Source organism: Streptomyces sp. NPDC052064 (assembly GCF_055585925.1).
Map to the genome: position 1 here is coordinate 1 of NZ_JBVJJE010000017.1, position 13844 is coordinate 13844.

Here is a 13844-nt window from a genome sequence, read left to right on the forward strand (position 1 = left end):
GTGAGGTCGGCGAAGAGGAGCGGGCCGCTGATGCCGCCGGCTGCCGTGCCGATGGCGTAGAAGAAGGCGATGGACATGGCGCGGGTCTCCATCGGCAAGACCTCGGAGACCGTCAGGTAGGCGCTGGACGCGCCCGCCGAGGCGAAGAACAGCACCGCGCACCAGCATGCCGTCAGCGTGCTCGCGCTGAGCGAGCCCTGGTCGAAGAGCCAGGCCGTGCCGAAGAGGAGCAGGCCGGACAGCAGGTACGTGCCGGAGATCATCACCCGGCGGCCCACCGTGTCGAAGAGCTTGCCCAGCAGCAGCGGGCCGCAGAAGTTGCCGAGTGCGATGACCGCGAAGTAGTAGCCGGTGCTGCCGCTCGGGACGTCGAAGAACGTCGTCAGGATCGCGCCGAAGCCGAAGGTGATGGCGTTGTAGAGGAAGGCCTGGCCGATGAAGAGGGAGAAGCCGAGGACGGCGCGGCGGCGGTAGTCGGAGAAGACCGTACGGCCGATCTCCAGGAAGGAGACGCTGCGGCGCTGGTGGATGGTGATCTCGCCCTCCGCCCGCGGCAGCGGCTCGCCGTTCTCCTGCTCGATCTTCCGCTCGATCGAGGAGACGATGCGTTCCGCTTCGTCGTCGCGGCCGTGGATCAGGAGCCAGCGGGGGCTCTCCGGGACGTGCCGGCGGACCAGGAGGATCACCAGGGCCAGGACCGCGCCGAGAGCGAAGGTGAGGCGCCAGCCGACGTTCGCCGCAAAGACGTCCGTGTCCAGCGCGACGATCGAGAGGAGGGAGCCGCCGACCGCGCCCAGCCAGAAGCTGCCGTTGATCATCAGGTCGACGCGGCCGCGGTACTCCTTGGGGATCAGCTCGTCGATCGCGGAGTTGATGGCCGCGTACTCGCCGCCGATGCCGAAGCCGGTGAGGAAGCGGAAGAGGAAGAACCACCAGGTGTCGAAGGCGATCGCGGTCAGGGCGGTGGCGCCGAGGTAGACCGCCAGTGTGATCATGAAGAGTTTTTTGCGGCCCCACTTGTCGGTCAGCCGGCCCCAGAAGAGCGCGCCGGAGCAGGCTCCCGCCACGTACAGGGCGGCCGCCATGCCGGTGACCTCGCCGGAGGTGATGGGCAGGCCGCTGCCGGGCTCCGACAGGCGGCTGGCGATGTTGCCCACGACGGTGACTTCGAGGCCGTCGAGGATCCACACGGTGCCGAGTCCGATGACGATCGTCCAGTGCCAGCGTGACCACGGGAGGCGGTCGAGACGGGCGGGGATGTCGGTGGTCACGGTTCGGCCGGTGCCGGCCTGTGCGGTGGTCATGGGCTCCCTCCTCATCGAGAAGAACCCGGTTCGAGTGCCCTGAGCGCATTCGCTTACGCCCTGCCACCTCACGTCACCGGCGCGTCACGTCTCCCCCCCCCTCACGCTCCCAGCGCGTGCGACACCGTGTAGATCAGCAGGCCGGCGAGCGAGCCGACCACCGTGCCGTTGATCCGGATGAACTGGAGGTCGCGGCCGATGTTCGCCTCGATCTTCTTCGTGGTGTGCTCGGCGTCCCAGCTCGCCACCGTGTCCGTGATCAGGGAGGTGATCTCCTTGCGGTAGGTGGTGACGACGTACACGGCCGCGTCCTCCACCCACTGGTCGACCTTGTCCTGGACCTTGCGCTCGGCCGCCATCCGGGAGCCCAGCGACAGCAGGGAGGCCCGTACGCGCAGCCGCAGCTCGCTGCGCTCGTCCTCCGCCGCCGCGACGATCATGGATCGTACGGCCGTCCAGGCGCTGGCGATGAGGTCCTGGACCTCGCCGCGGCCCAGCACCTCGCCCTTGAGCCGCTCGACCCGGGCGCGGGTGTCGGTGTCGGACTGGAGGTCGGAGGCGAAGTCGGTGAGGAAGCGGTCGAGGGCGCGGCGCGCGGGGTGGGCGGACATGTCGCGCATCTCGGTGGCGAAGCGCAGCAGTTCCTTGTAGACGCGCTCACCGACCTTGCGGTCGACGAACCTCGGCGTCCAGCCGGGGGCGCCGCCCTCCACGGCGTCCATCACCTCGTCGCGGTGCAGCACCAGCCAGTCGTGCGCGCGGGTGACGACCAGGTCGACGACCCGCTTGTGACCGCGGTCGGCGACGATCTTCTCCAGCATCTTGCCGATGCCGGGCCCGATCTCCTGGGCGTTGGCGCGGCGCGTGATCGCCTCGCCGACCACGGCCTGGACGTCGGAGTCGCGCAGGACGGTCAGGGCGCCGCGCAGGGCCGTGGACAGCTCCGCCGTGACCCGGTCGGCGTGCTCGGGGACGGCGAGCCAGGCGCCGAGGCGGCTGCCGATGCCGACGGCGCGCAGCCGCTGCCGTACGACGTCCTCGGAGAGGAAGTTCTCACCGACGAACTCGCCGAGGGAGACGCCGAGCTGGTCCTTCTTGGTGGGGATGATCGCGGTGTGCGGGATGGGGATGCCGAGGGGGTGGCGGAAGAGGGCGGTGACGGCGAACCAGTCGGCGAGCGCGCCGACCATGCCCGCCTCGGCGGCCGCGGCGACATAGCCCGCCCAGGGCCCGGCGCCGGAGTTCTGGGCCCACTTGGCGAGGATGTAGACCACGGCGACGAACAGCAGGAGCCCGGTGGCGGTGAGTTTCATACGGCGTACGCCGCGCTGCTTCTCCTCGTCCGCCGGGCTGAAGGTCGCCATCGCACGGTTCGTGACGGCTCCCGGGCGGGCATGCTGCCCCCGGACGTCACCCTTTTCTTCCACTTTCGTCCGTTCCATCCGCTCCACCCGCTTGGTGATCCCGCACACATTGTCCCTTCCTGACCGACTCCTGGAACGGATCAGGAGTTCCCGGCGTCTGTCGGGAGGGGGTAATGCCATGGGGGGTCCTGTGAGCTTCCCCCTGCCCATGACGCATCATGGGCACATCAGATCGGAGCCTGGGGCTCCCATCGCCCGAGGAGAACTACACAGCATGACCCGGGGTCGTGGTTACGCCCTTCTGGCCGGACTGATCGCAGCGATCGTGGCCCTTTCCACCGCCATATACGTCGGAGTGGCGACCGACGACGGTACGCAGAGCCGGAACGCCATCGCCGACAGCCGCCTTCCGAACAACGCCGCCCCCGCCTCCACCGGCACCTGGGTCGGCACCTGGTCCACCTCCCCGTCCGCGGCCGAGCCCGGCACGGAGACGACCGGCATGGCGGACCGTTCGGTGCGCAACGTCGTTCACAGCAGCGTCGGCGGTACGAGTGCCCGCGTGACGCTGTCCAATCTCTACGGTCAGTCGCCTCTGAGCATCACGCGCGCCTCGATCGCCGTCGCGGCCGGGAGCGGCACGGCCGCCGCGCTCTCGGACACCCTGCGGCAGCTGACCTTCAACGGCGGGCCGACGGTCGTCATCCCGCCCGGCCGGCAGGTGATGAGCGACGCCGTGCGCATCGTCATCCCGCACGACGCGGACGTCCTGATCACCACGTACACACCGACCAGCTCCGGCCCGGTGACGTACCACCGGCACGCCCGGCAGATCTCCTACGTCGCCCAGGGCGACCACACGGCTGACGCGACGGGCGCGCCGTACACCGAGCAGAGCATGTACTGGCGTTACCTGACCGCGCTGGACGTGCTGAGCAACGAGTCCGACGGGACGGTCGTCGTCCTCGGCGACTCGCTCACCGACGGGATCACCTCCACCGCGGGCGCCAACAGCAGGTGGACCGACGTCCTGTCCGACAGGCTACGCGCGGAGACCGCCGCCGGGCGGGACCTGCCCCGCTACAGCGTCGTCAACCAGGGCATCAGCGGGAACCAGGTCCTCGCGGACGGGCTGGGCCGGCCTGCGGACAACCCCAGCGGGCTGAACCGCTTCGCGCGGGACGTGCTGGAGCGGACGAACGTCAAGGTCGTCGTCATCGACCTCGGGGTCAACGACATCCTGCGGAACCCGCGGCTCGCGGATCCGAACGCGATTCTCGGCGGGTTGCGCACGATGGTCGGGCAGGCGCACGCGCGGGGGCTGAAGGTCGTGGGGGCGACGCTGATGCCGTTCGGCGGGCACCGGGGGTACTCGGACGCGCGGGAGGCCGTGCGGCAGCAGATCAACGCGGAGATCCGGGCGGGGCGGGTCTTCGACGCGGTGGCCGACTTCGACAAGGCGCTGCGTGACCCTTATGCCCCGCGGCGGCTGCGGGCCGACTACGACTCCGGCGATCACCTGCATCCCAGTGACAAGGGGTATGCGCGGATGGCGGAGGCGTTCGACCTGGAGAGCCTGAAGGGGTCGGTGCCGGCGGAGCTGTAGGGCTGAGGTCAGCTGCTGCGTACCCGGCGATAGTGCTGGGGCGGGGTGGGTGCCCAGCCCGGCGCCGCGGGGTGCCGCCCTCTGTGGGACGGGTGGCGCCCCAGCGGCACGACTGCCCGCAGGCGGCGGCTAGCCGTCCAGCTGGCGTCGCCCCGCCCTGCGGTCCAGCCTCTCCTGGCGGCGTTCCTCGCGGAGCCGCTGCTTCTCCGCCCGGGTCAGCTTTCGCTGGACTCCGACGCCGCCCCAGAAGGCGAAGCCGGTGACGATGACGCGCGGCGCGCCGGGGGCGCCGGGGACGCCCTCCTCCTGGTGGTCGAAGCCGCCCATGACGCCGACGCCGCGGACGACGACCTCGACGCCGGGCGGGACGATGACGTCCACCCCGCCCATGATCGCGATCGCGTTGACCTCGACCTCGCGCTCCGCGAAGTTCGCCTCGCGCAGGTCGATCTCCCCGCCGCCGCAGAGGGCGAGACAGGTGAACCGCCGGGGCATCGTCCAGCGCCCCTTGCGCTGGAAGCCGGACATCACGGCGACAGCCCACGACGAGGATCCCTCGCCGCCGACGATCCGCCCGGACCACTCCGAGCCGTCCGAGCCTGCGGCGGGCTCCTTGGCCAGTGACACGGAGGGCACCGTGACACCCGCGGCCGGCAGGTCCCGGGTGATCGGCGCCAGTTCGCCGTACGTCCGCGCCTGGTACGTCGCGTCCAGCCGCTCCTCGAACTCCGCCATGTCGAGACGGCCCTCCGCGAGGGCGTCCCGCAGGATCTCGGCGACCCGTTCACGGTCGGCGTCGGAGGCGCGGAGGTCCGGGACTGAGTCGTCGGTCATACACAGCAGCCTACGAGTTACATGTCCCGGACACTATGCGGTCGCGCGCTCCGCGTACATTTTGGCGATCACCGCCTCGATGTCCGGCTCCCGCACCGACAGGTCCACCAGCGGGTACTCCGCGGCGATCCGCGCGACCAGCGGCGCCGCCGACTCCGCCGCCGGGAACGCCAGCCACTGCCGCGGACCGTCCACCCGGACCACCCGGGCGGGCGCCGGGGCGTCGATCGGCGGCAGTTCCCGCTCCAGGTCCACCACCAGGGTCCGCTCGCTCTCCCCCGCCTCGTGCAGCCCGGCGAGCGGGCCGTCGTACATCAGGCGCCCGTGGTCGATGACCATCACCCGCTTGCACAACTGCTCGATGTCCTGGAGATCGTGCGTGGTCAGCAGCACCGTCGTGCCGCGCTCGGCGTTCAACTCCCGCAGGAACTCCCGCACCTTGGACTTCGACACGACGTCGAGGCCGATGGTCGGCTCGTCGAGGTACAGCACCTCCGGGTCGTGCAGCAGTGCCGCCGCGATGTCGCCGCGCATCCGCTGCCCGAGCGAGAGCTGCCGTACCGGCACGTCCAGCAGGTCGCCCAGGTCTAGGAGTTCGACCAGACGGTCGAGGTTCTCGCGGTAACGGGCGTCCGGGATCCGGTACATGCGGTGCATCAGCCGGTACGAGTCGACCAGCGGGAGGTCCCACCACAGCGTCGTACGCTGCCCGAACACCACGCCGATGCGGTGCGCGAGCCGCGAGCGTTCGCGGGAGGGATCGATGCCGGCGACCCGGAGCCGGCCGGCGCTCGGGGTGAGGATGCCGGTCAGCATCTTGATCGTGGTCGACTTGCCGGCGCCGTTCGGGCCGATGTAGCCGACCATCTCGCCGCGTTCCACGCGGAAGGAGATCGAATCGACGGCCCGCACCTGCCGCCGCTCCCGCTTCATGAAGCCGGTCTTCTTGCGCACGTCGAAGACCTTCTCGACACCGTCGAGTTCGATGAACCCGCTGTCCGCCGACCCACCGTCCGCCCCGGCCGACCCGTCGTCCACTCCGGTCAGCCCGCTGTCCACCCCGGTCAACTCAACTCCCTGTACTCCGGTAGGAACGAAGCCCCACCCGCCACGCCATCCCCGCCAGCGCGCAGCAGGCCACCGCCACCAGCGGCGACGCGAAGGCCGTCCACCGGGGCAGTTCGACCGGGTACGGCCGGCCCAGCACATAGGCGGCGGGGACCCAGTTGACGAAGGCGAGCGGCAGCATGAAGGTCACGCCGCGCACCAGGTCCTTCCCGAACACGGTCGGCGGATACTGCAGCAGCGTGGTCCCGCCGTACGTGAACGCGTTCTGCACCTCGGCGGCGTCCTGGGCGAAGATCTGGAAGGCCGCGCCCGCGACGAACACCGCCGAGAAGATCGCCGCGCCGCTGACCACCATCACCGGCACCAGCAGCGCCTTCGGCGCACTCCAGTCGACGTCGACCGAGACCAGCGCCCAGACCAGCACCACCGCGCCCTGGGTGATCCGGCCGAGGCGACGCAGCGCGAAGCGGTCGGCGCCGACCTGGGCGAGCACCGGCGCGGGACGCACGAGCAGGATGTCGAACGAGCCGTCACGCATCCGGGCGCCCAGGACGTCCATCGAGCCCAGCACCAGGTCGGCGATCCCGAACGCCGTCACCGACAGCCCGTACAGGAACGCGATCTCGGGCAGCGACCAGCCGCCCAGCGAGTCGACCTGCGAGAACATCAGCAGGATGCCCACGAAGTCCAGACCGGTCACCATCAGGTTGCCGAACACCGTGACGACGAAGGAGGTGCGGTAGGTCATGCTGGACCGCACCCACATCCCGGCGATCAGCCGGTAGGCCCGCAGCCCCTCCAGCAGGACGCTCCGCTCACCCACCCTGCACCACCACCCGCCGCGTCGCGGCCGACTGCAGCAGCCGCCCCGCCGCCAGCAGCGCCACCGCCCACGCCGCCTGGAAGGCGAACGCCCCGAGCGGGTCGGTCTCCCCCATCAGCACGTCCGCCGGCATCTGGATCTGCGCCGCCCACGGCAGCACCCGCACGATGTCGCCGAACACCCCCGGGAAGGCGTTCAGCGGCAGCACCATGCCCGAGAAGAAGACCCCCGTGATCATCAGGACCTGGTTGACGCCCATGCCGTCCATGAGCCAGAACACGCTCAGGGCCGCCAGATAGCGGATCGCGAAGCTGACGACCGTTGCCAGCAGGAGCGTGACCACGAAGGCCGCCCAGGGGATGACCGACGTCGGCAGCGCCATGGGGAAGAAGACCGCGCCGAACGTGAACGGGATGACGCCCCGTCCCAGCATCTGGAACAGCGCCCGCCCCACGTCGCCCGCCAGCCACCACAGCTGGAGATCGGCCGGCCGGTACAGGTCGACGGCGATCTCACCGGTGCGGATCCGCTCCATCAGGTCCTTCTCGGCTCCGCCGCCCTGGATGGCGAGCGTCGCGTAGAGGCACTGCCCCAGCCACACATAGGTCACGGCCTGCGCCTGGTCGTACCCTCCCAGGTGCGGCTTCTCCTCCCAGAGCGCCAGGTACGTGTAGACGAGAATGAGGCCGAAGACCGTGTTGGTGAACACCCCGGCCACCGTGGCCGCCCGATACGTCGCGTACCGCCTGAAGCCCCCCGCCGCGACGGCCGCGTACAACCGTCCCGAGCCCACATCCACAGCCCTCCTCGCCGCCCGGCACCGAAGCGCAGGAGCCTAGTGGACCGGCGATCACGCGTGCCACGGCTTTTCGGGAGGGGTGGGGGCGCCGCAGGGCGAGTCCGGCCGGCCCAGACGGTACGATCCGTTCCGTCCGCGTGGGCCGAGCGCCCGTGGTCAGGGCGAGCAGTCGTAGCGTCGGTCGTGTCCCCCTTCAGGCGAATCTCGCGCAGGCAGGATCGCTCTCCGAACAGGCGCGCAGGATGACGCAGTTCACCCTGCGCCCGTCCCGCGCGTTCGCCCGCACGGGGCCCGCCTCGCCACACGGTTCACGACACGGCCCTCGGTCAGGGAACTGATCGCCGGATGGGACAGTCTTCATCACAGGGGCGCAAGAGCGAGCAGAGACGTACGGGAACGACGTACGACGCGAAACAGGAGTCCGTGCACGACATGAGTGACGAGCCTCAGCCGCAGCAGCCGACACCGGGCTGGGCACCGAGAGAGCCGCAGGCGGACGGCGACCCGAACACGCCGGAGGCCCGGCCGGCCGGGAAACCGAAGCGGACCGGCTGGCGCCGGACGATCCCGACCTGGCGTATGACGCTCGGCGCCTTCATCATCGTCGCCCTGCTGCTGGTCGGCGGATTCTTCCTCGGCTACTCGCTGGTGAAGATCCCGCCGGCCAACGCGCTCGCCACCAAGCAGGCCAACGTCTACCTCTACGCGGACGGCTCGGTGATCGCCCGCGACGGCGAGGTCAACCGGGAGAACGTCACCCTCCCGCGGATCTCCAAGGACGCCCAGCACGCGATCCTGGCCGCCGAGGACCGCGACTTCTACACCGAGTCCGCCGTCGATCCCAAGGCCATGCTCCGCGCGGCCTGGAACACGGCCCTCGGCAAGGGCAAGCAGTCCGGCTCCACGATCACGCAGCAGTACGTGAAGAACTACTACCTGCGCCAGGACCAGACCGTCACGCGCAAGGCCAAGGAGTTCTTCATCGCGATCAAGCTGGACCGCGAGGTGAGCAAGGACCACATCCTCGAGGGCTACCTCAACACCAGCTACTTCGGCCGCAACGCCTACGGCATCCAGGCCGCCGCCCAGGCCTACTACGGCATGGACGCCACGGACCTCGACCCGGCCCGCGCCGCCTACCTCGCCGCGCTCGTCAACGCCCCCAGCCAGTACGACGTCGTCGCCCACCCCGAGAACCGCAAGGCCGCCGAGTCCCGCTGGAACTACGTCCTGGACGGCATGGTCAAGAAGGGCTGGCTCAGCGCGTCGAAGCGGGCCGGCATGAAGTTCCCGGTGCCCAAGGAGTCCACCCTGTCCACCGGCATGTCCGGCCAGCGCGGCTACATCGTCCGGACCGTCAAGGACTACCTCACCCAGAACAAGATCATCGACGAGAATCAGCTCGACGCCGGCGGCTACCGCATCACCACGACGCTCCAGAAGCCCAGGCAGGACGCCTTCGTGAAGGCCGTCAACGACAAGCTGATGGACAAGCTGGACAAGAACAACAAGATCGACACCTACGTCCGCGCGGGCGGCGCCGCCGTCGAGCCCAAGACCGGCAAGGTCGTCGCGATGTACAACGGCATCGACTACGTCAAGCAGTACACCCCGAACGCCACCCGCAGGGACTTCCAGGTCGGCTCCACCTTCAAGCCGTTCGTGTTCACCTCGGCCGTCGAGAACGCCTCGCAGACCCAGGACGGCCGCGTGATCACCCCGAACACGATCTACGACGGCACCAACAAGCGCCCGGTCGAGGGCTGGACCGGCGACCCGTACGCCCCCGAGAACGAGGACCAGCACTCCTACGGCGACATCACCGTCACCGAGGCGACCGACAGTTCCGTGAACTCGGTGTACGCGCAGATGGCGGCCGACGTCGGCCCCCAGAAGGTCAAGCAGACCGCGATCGACCTCGGCGTCCCCGAGACCACCCCCGACCTCGCCGACGGCCCCGCCATCGCGCTCGGCACGGCCACCGCCAGCGTCCTCGACATGGCGGAGGCGTACGCCACGCTCGCCAACCACGGCCGGCACGGCACGTACACGATGGTCGAGAAGGTCACCAAGGAGGGCTCGCCGATCGAGCTGCCCGAGCGGCGCACCCGGCAGGCCGTGAGCCGCGAGGCCGCCGACACCACCACCTCGGTCCTGCGGAGCGTCGTCCAGAACGGCACGGCCTCCGCCGCGCAGGCCGCGGGCCGACCCGCCGCAGGCAAGACCGGCACCGCCGAGGAGGACACGGCGGCCTGGTTCGCCGGCTACACCCCCGACCTCGCCACGGTCGTCTCCGTCATGGGCCAGGACCCGGTCACCGCCGCCCACAAGTCGCTGTACGGCGCGATGGGCCTCAAGCGCATCAACGGCGGCGGGGCGCCCGCCGACATCTGGGCCCAGTTCACCCGGGACGCCCTGGAAGGCAAGCCGGTCACCGACTTCGACCTCAGGCTCCAGCCGGGCGCCGACGTCCCGCAGGCCCCCAGCACCGAGGCCCCCACCGACCCGACCACGGGCGGCACCACCGACGGCGGCAGCACGTCCACCGGCGGCCAGGACACCGGCACCGAGACGCCCGGCCAGGCCCCGAGCGCGCCCGAGGAGCAGACCCAGGGCCAGACCGACGGCGGCACCACCGACGGCAGCACGGGCGGCGAGTCCCCGAGCGGCGGCACCACGGACGGCGGGACCGACGACGGCGGCACCGCCACCGACGGCGGCACGACCGACGGCGGCACGACGGAGGGCGGCGGCGACACGACCGACGGCGGCACGACGGGCGGGTCGACAGGCCCCGGCTGGGGCGTGGTCCCGCAGACGGCGCGCCGCGAGTGAGCCGCCCGCCGTCGCTCTCTCAGTGACCCGAGGTCGCCTTCAGCCCCACCACGGCGACCACCAGCAGGCACACGAAGAAGATCCGGGCGGCGGTGGCCGGCTCCCCCCAGCACGGCCATGCCGAACACCGCCGCCCCGGCCGCCCCGATGCCCACCCACACGCCGTAGGCGGTACCGATGGGCAGGGTCCTGGCGGCCTGGGACAGCAGCAGCATGCCGGCGACGATGCCGGCACCGGTGAGAACGCCGGCGAGCGGGCGCGTGAAGCCGTCGGTGTACTTCATACCGACGGACCACCCGACTTCGAGCAGACCGGCGACGACGAGCAGAACCCAGGCCATGACGGCACCTCCGGGAAACGGGCTGACGGTGCAGGTGCGTCGTCTTTGCCTTCGTCCCGGTACGGCGCGTCTCGTCGGGTCTCTCCAACGTGGCAAAGCAGCGCGGAAGGGGCCGGTGACGATGGTCACCGGCCCCTTCCGCGCTGCTTCTGGACCTACAGATAGAGGCCCGTCGAGTCCTCCGAGCCCTCGAACCGGTCCGCGGCCACAGCGTGCAGATCACGCTCGCGCATGAGCACGTACGCGATACCGCGCACCTCGACCTCGGCGCGGTCCTCCGGGTCGAACAGAACCCGGTCGCCCGGCTCCACGGTCCGTACGTTCTGCCCCACCGCGACGACCTCGGCCCAGGCCAGCCGCCGGCCGACCGCCGCCGTGGCGGGGATCAGGATGCCGCCGCCGGAACGCCGCTCGCCCTCGCTGGTGTCCTGCCGCACGAGTACGCGGTCGTGCAGCATCCGGATGGGCAGCTTGTCGGGATGGGTGCTGTGCTCGTTTCTCTTGGCGCTCACGCCTGAAACCTACCTGTCTTCCCCGTGAACGTACGCGCTCGGGTCAGCCCTTGCGCCGCCGCGCGCTGAAGGCGAGCAGCCCGACCACTCCGACGACGACGAGGGCGACGGGCACGACCCGCTCCAGCCGCGGGGCACCGTCCTCGTCCACGAACCGGGCCCGCACATCGGTGACGGCCCGGTTGACCTCCACATAGGCCCGCCCGAGGGTGTGATCGATATTGGACGCGACCTTGGCCTTGGCGTCCCCGACGATGGTCTTCGGGTGCACCCGCACCCCGATCTCGTCGAGGGTCTCGGCCAGGGTCTCGCGGCGGCGCCTGATGTCCGCCTCGATCTGCGCCGGGGTTCTGGTGTCCGCCGTGTCCGCCACCGTGTCGCCTCCGAAGTCGGTGTGAAACCTGTGCTGGACAGTCTGTCAGCTCCACGGCTCATCGCACTGTCGGGACCCCCGGTTACGCTGGTCCGATGAGCGAGCGACTCCAGCCGGGGGACGTGGCCCCCGCCTTCACCCTGCCCGACGCCGACGGCACCGAGGTGTCCCTGTCGGACCACAAGGGCCGCAAGGTCATCGTGTACTTCTACCCGGCCGCCCTCACCCCCGGCTGCACCAAGCAGGCCTGCGACTTCACGGACAACCTGGAGCTGCTGGCCGGCGCGGGCTACGAGGTGATCGGCATCTCCCCCGACAAGCCCGAGAAGCTGGGCAGGTTCCGCGACAAGGAGTCCCTGAAGGTCACGTTGTTGGCCGACCCGGACAAGCAGGTCCTGGAGTCCTACGGCGCCTACGGCGAGAAGAAGCTGTACGGCAAGACGGTCGTCGGCGTCATCCGCTCCACGGTGATCGTGGACGAGGAGGGCAAGGTCGAACGGGCCCTGTACAACGTCAAGGCGACGGGCCACGTGGCCAAGATCATCAAGGATCTGGGGATCTGAGACCCCGCTGATCCTCTGGAGCGGCTCGTACCGGAGAGGTCCGGTACGAGCCGCTCCGTTTTTCGGGCGTGACCGTCCGATAAGCGGTTCGTTACTCCGTGCGAGACCGCGAACGAGTGGTCGAGGGGCGGAGTGACGGAGGGGCTCGATGGGGGCGAGTGCGTACACCAGGGAGCGGCTGGAGGAGGCGGCTCGGGGGGCGCGGACGTTGTCGGAGGCGTTGGTGTGGTTGGGGGTGGATCCGAAGAGTTCGACACGGCGGTATGTGTACGGGCGGATGAAGAAGCTGGGTGTGGACGTGTCGCACTTCGAGCGGGAGGGGGTGAAGTGGACGAGAGACGTCCTTGAGCGGGCGGTCGCGGCGTCGACGAACATGTGCGAGGTGCTGCGGCACCTCGGGCTCGAGGTGGTAGGCGGGCATCACACGCACATCAGCCGCCGGATCAAGGCGTACGACATCGACACGTCCCACTTTCAGGTGCCGACGAGGCGTGGGAAACGCTGGCGCCCGCGGACCCCTGAGGCCTTCCTCGTCGAGCAACCAGCCGATCGCGCCCGACGTGTTCCGAGCGACCGCCTCAAGTGGGCGATGACGGTTTCCGGGGTAGCGGAGCGGTGCGCCCTCTGCGGCATAGAGGCGGTCTGGCGGGGCCACCCGCTCCCCCTGGAGGTCGACCACATCAACGGCCGCTGGAGGGACAACCGGATCGAGAACCTTCGGCTCCTGTGCCCCAACTGCCATTCGACGACGGACAATTACCGAGGGCGTGGCAAACGACGCGCGCGGGGGCATGCCTCATGAGCAGTCGGCGGGCACGGCCCACCCCCGAGGAACTGCGTGTCGCGGTCGCCGAGTCCGTCTCCATCTCAGAGGCGCTTCGCCGCCTGGGACGCCCGGGCAGCAGCACGCAGCGCGCGCATCTGCGCCGGTGGATCGCCCAGGAACAGCTCAACACCGAGCACTTTCTGGGACAGGCCCACCAGCGCGGGAAGCGCGGTCCGGCACTGGCCCGGCGCCCCGAGGAGATCCTGGTCAAGCACGACGGCGAGCGTCGGACCCGCACCGCTGTGCTGCGTCGGGCCCTCCGCGAAAGCGGTGTCCCCGAACTCTGCGCCGAGTGCGGAATCGGCCCCGAGTGGCTCGGCAAGCCCATGACCCTGGAGGTCGATCACATCAACGGTGACTGGAGCGACGACCGGCTGGAGAACCTACGGTTGCTGTGCCCCAACTGCCACGCCTCCACGGACACCTGGTGCCGAGGAGGGCAACGCAGGAAGGTGGCCGCCGACCGGTAGCATGGCGGCCACACGCGGCCGTGGCGAAATGGCATACGCGAGGGCCTTAGGAGCCCTTGGGCGAAAGCCCGTGTGGGTTCGAATCCCACCGGCCGCACATGCACTGAGGGGCCGCCCACCCGAGTG

The 13844-nt window shown here is 70.1% G+C and carries 13 protein-coding genes, 1 tRNA gene, 1 pseudogene and 1 riboswitch; of the genes and pseudogenes, 6 read left to right on the forward strand and 9 right to left on the reverse strand.

The features are described 5' to 3' along the window. Nucleotides 1–1304: MFS transporter (locus ACZ6TU_RS35200; protein ID WP_469552932.1), on the reverse strand; the 1304-nt coding region annotated here is incomplete at its 3' end. A gap of 101 nt (nt 1305–1405) precedes the next feature. Further along, the gene (locus tag ACZ6TU_RS35205; protein WP_467667970.1) at nt 1406–2746 is read right to left on the reverse strand and encodes a DUF445 domain-containing protein; all 1341 of its coding nucleotides are present in this window, start codon (nt 2744–2746) and stop codon (nt 1406–1408) included. A 196-nt stretch (nt 2747–2942) separates the two neighbouring features. Here ACZ6TU_RS35205 and ACZ6TU_RS35210 point away from each other — a divergent pair, with 196 nt between their 5' ends. Continuing rightward, complete coding sequence (locus tag ACZ6TU_RS35210) at nt 2943–4274, forward strand: SGNH/GDSL hydrolase family protein (protein ID WP_469552934.1); 1332 nt, start codon at nt 2943–2945, stop codon at nt 4272–4274. A 129-nt stretch (nt 4275–4403) separates the two neighbouring features. On the opposite strand, the gene ACZ6TU_RS35215 is transcribed toward ACZ6TU_RS35210, so the two are convergent. From ACZ6TU_RS35215 to ACZ6TU_RS35230, 4 genes are read right to left on the reverse strand one after another with little or no spacing between them, the layout of a single operon-like run. After that, entirely contained in the window at nt 4404–5108 is a 705-nt protein-coding gene (locus ACZ6TU_RS35215; protein WP_469552936.1) for a DUF1707 SHOCT-like domain-containing protein, read from the reverse strand. 33 nt (nt 5109–5141) lie between these two features. Further along, the gene (locus tag ACZ6TU_RS35220) at nt 5142–6167 is read right to left on the reverse strand and encodes an ABC transporter ATP-binding protein (protein ID WP_467669060.1); all 1026 of its coding nucleotides are present in this window, start codon (nt 6165–6167) and stop codon (nt 5142–5144) included. Nucleotides 6168–6177: 10 nt separating this feature from the next. Next, the gene (locus ACZ6TU_RS35225) at nt 6178–6999 is read right to left on the reverse strand and encodes an ABC transporter permease (protein ID WP_467667964.1); all 822 of its coding nucleotides are present in this window, start codon (nt 6997–6999) and stop codon (nt 6178–6180) included. Continuing rightward, nucleotides 6992–7792: an ABC transporter permease gene (locus ACZ6TU_RS35230; RefSeq protein ID WP_467669058.1), complete on the reverse strand. Its 801-nt coding sequence runs from the start codon at nt 7790–7792 to the stop codon at nt 6992–6994. Before ACZ6TU_RS35230 ends, ACZ6TU_RS35225 begins: the two co-directional genes overlap by 8 nt. Nucleotides 7793–8230: 438 nt before the next feature. Here ACZ6TU_RS35230 and ACZ6TU_RS35235 point away from each other — a divergent pair, with 438 nt between their 5' ends. Next, nucleotides 8231–10633, forward strand: coding sequence for a transglycosylase domain-containing protein (locus ACZ6TU_RS35235; protein ID WP_469552938.1), 2403 nt, complete (start codon nt 8231–8233; stop codon nt 10631–10633). Between the two features lie 19 nt (nt 10634–10652). Here ACZ6TU_RS35235 and ACZ6TU_RS35240 read toward each other — a convergent pair. From ACZ6TU_RS35240 to ACZ6TU_RS35250, 3 genes and pseudogenes are all read right to left on the reverse strand, one after another. Beyond that, a pseudogene (locus ACZ6TU_RS35240) lies at nt 10653–10974 on the reverse strand (DMT family transporter). A 33-nt stretch (nt 10975–11007) separates the two neighbouring features. Further along, a riboswitch (guanidine-III (ykkC-III) riboswitch) is annotated at nt 11008–11076 on the reverse strand. Nucleotides 11077–11129: 53 nt separating this feature from the next. Beyond that, complete coding sequence (locus tag ACZ6TU_RS35245; protein WP_010040015.1) at nt 11130–11486, reverse strand: GroES family chaperonin; 357 nt, start codon at nt 11484–11486, stop codon at nt 11130–11132. A gap of 43 nt (nt 11487–11529) precedes the next feature. Next, complete coding sequence (locus ACZ6TU_RS35250) at nt 11530–11859, reverse strand: DUF3618 domain-containing protein (RefSeq protein WP_467667958.1); 330 nt, start codon at nt 11857–11859, stop codon at nt 11530–11532. Between the two features lie 95 nt (nt 11860–11954). Between ACZ6TU_RS35250 and bcp the strand changes: the two genes are divergently transcribed. The 4 genes from bcp to ACZ6TU_RS35270 all read left to right on the forward strand — a co-directional run bounded on the left by bcp (nt 11955) and on the right by ACZ6TU_RS35270 (nt 13815). Then, nucleotides 11955–12422, forward strand: coding sequence for a thioredoxin-dependent thiol peroxidase (gene bcp / locus ACZ6TU_RS35255; RefSeq protein WP_467667956.1), 468 nt, complete (start codon nt 11955–11957; stop codon nt 12420–12422). 148 nt (nt 12423–12570) lie between these two features. Further along, nucleotides 12571–13224: an HNH endonuclease gene (locus ACZ6TU_RS35260; RefSeq protein ID WP_467667954.1), complete on the forward strand. Its 654-nt coding sequence runs from the start codon at nt 12571–12573 to the stop codon at nt 13222–13224. Then, nucleotides 13221–13718 (forward strand): HNH endonuclease, encoded by a 498-nt coding sequence (locus tag ACZ6TU_RS35265; protein ID WP_467667952.1) that lies wholly within the window; start codon nt 13221–13223, stop codon nt 13716–13718. The genes ACZ6TU_RS35260 and ACZ6TU_RS35265 overlap by 4 nt, the downstream gene beginning before the upstream one ends. A gap of 14 nt (nt 13719–13732) precedes the next feature. Beyond that, nucleotides 13733–13815: transfer RNA gene (locus ACZ6TU_RS35270), tRNA-Leu, on the forward strand. Nucleotides 13816–13844 lie beyond the last annotated feature (29 nt).

Coding starts and splice junctions, on each gene's coding strand:
- ACZ6TU_RS35205 (WP_467667970.1), bottom strand. CDS start 2,746: ATGGAACGGACGAAAGTGGAAGAAAAGGGTGACGTCCGGGGGCAGCAT.
- ACZ6TU_RS35235 (WP_469552938.1), top strand. CDS start 8,231: ATGAGTGACGAGCCTCAGCCGCAGCAGCCGACACCGGGCTGGGCACCG.
- ACZ6TU_RS35215 (WP_469552936.1), bottom strand. CDS start 5,108: ATGACCGACGACTCAGTCCCGGACCTCCGCGCCTCCGACGCCGACCGT.
- bcp (WP_467667956.1), top strand. CDS start 11,955: ATGAGCGAGCGACTCCAGCCGGGGGACGTGGCCCCCGCCTTCACCCTG.
- ACZ6TU_RS35210 (WP_469552934.1), top strand. CDS start 2,943: ATGACCCGGGGTCGTGGTTACGCCCTTCTGGCCGGACTGATCGCAGCG.
- ACZ6TU_RS35265 (WP_467667952.1), top strand. CDS start 13,221: ATGAGCAGTCGGCGGGCACGGCCCACCCCCGAGGAACTGCGTGTCGCG.
- ACZ6TU_RS35260 (WP_467667954.1), top strand. CDS start 12,571: ATGGGGGCGAGTGCGTACACCAGGGAGCGGCTGGAGGAGGCGGCTCGG.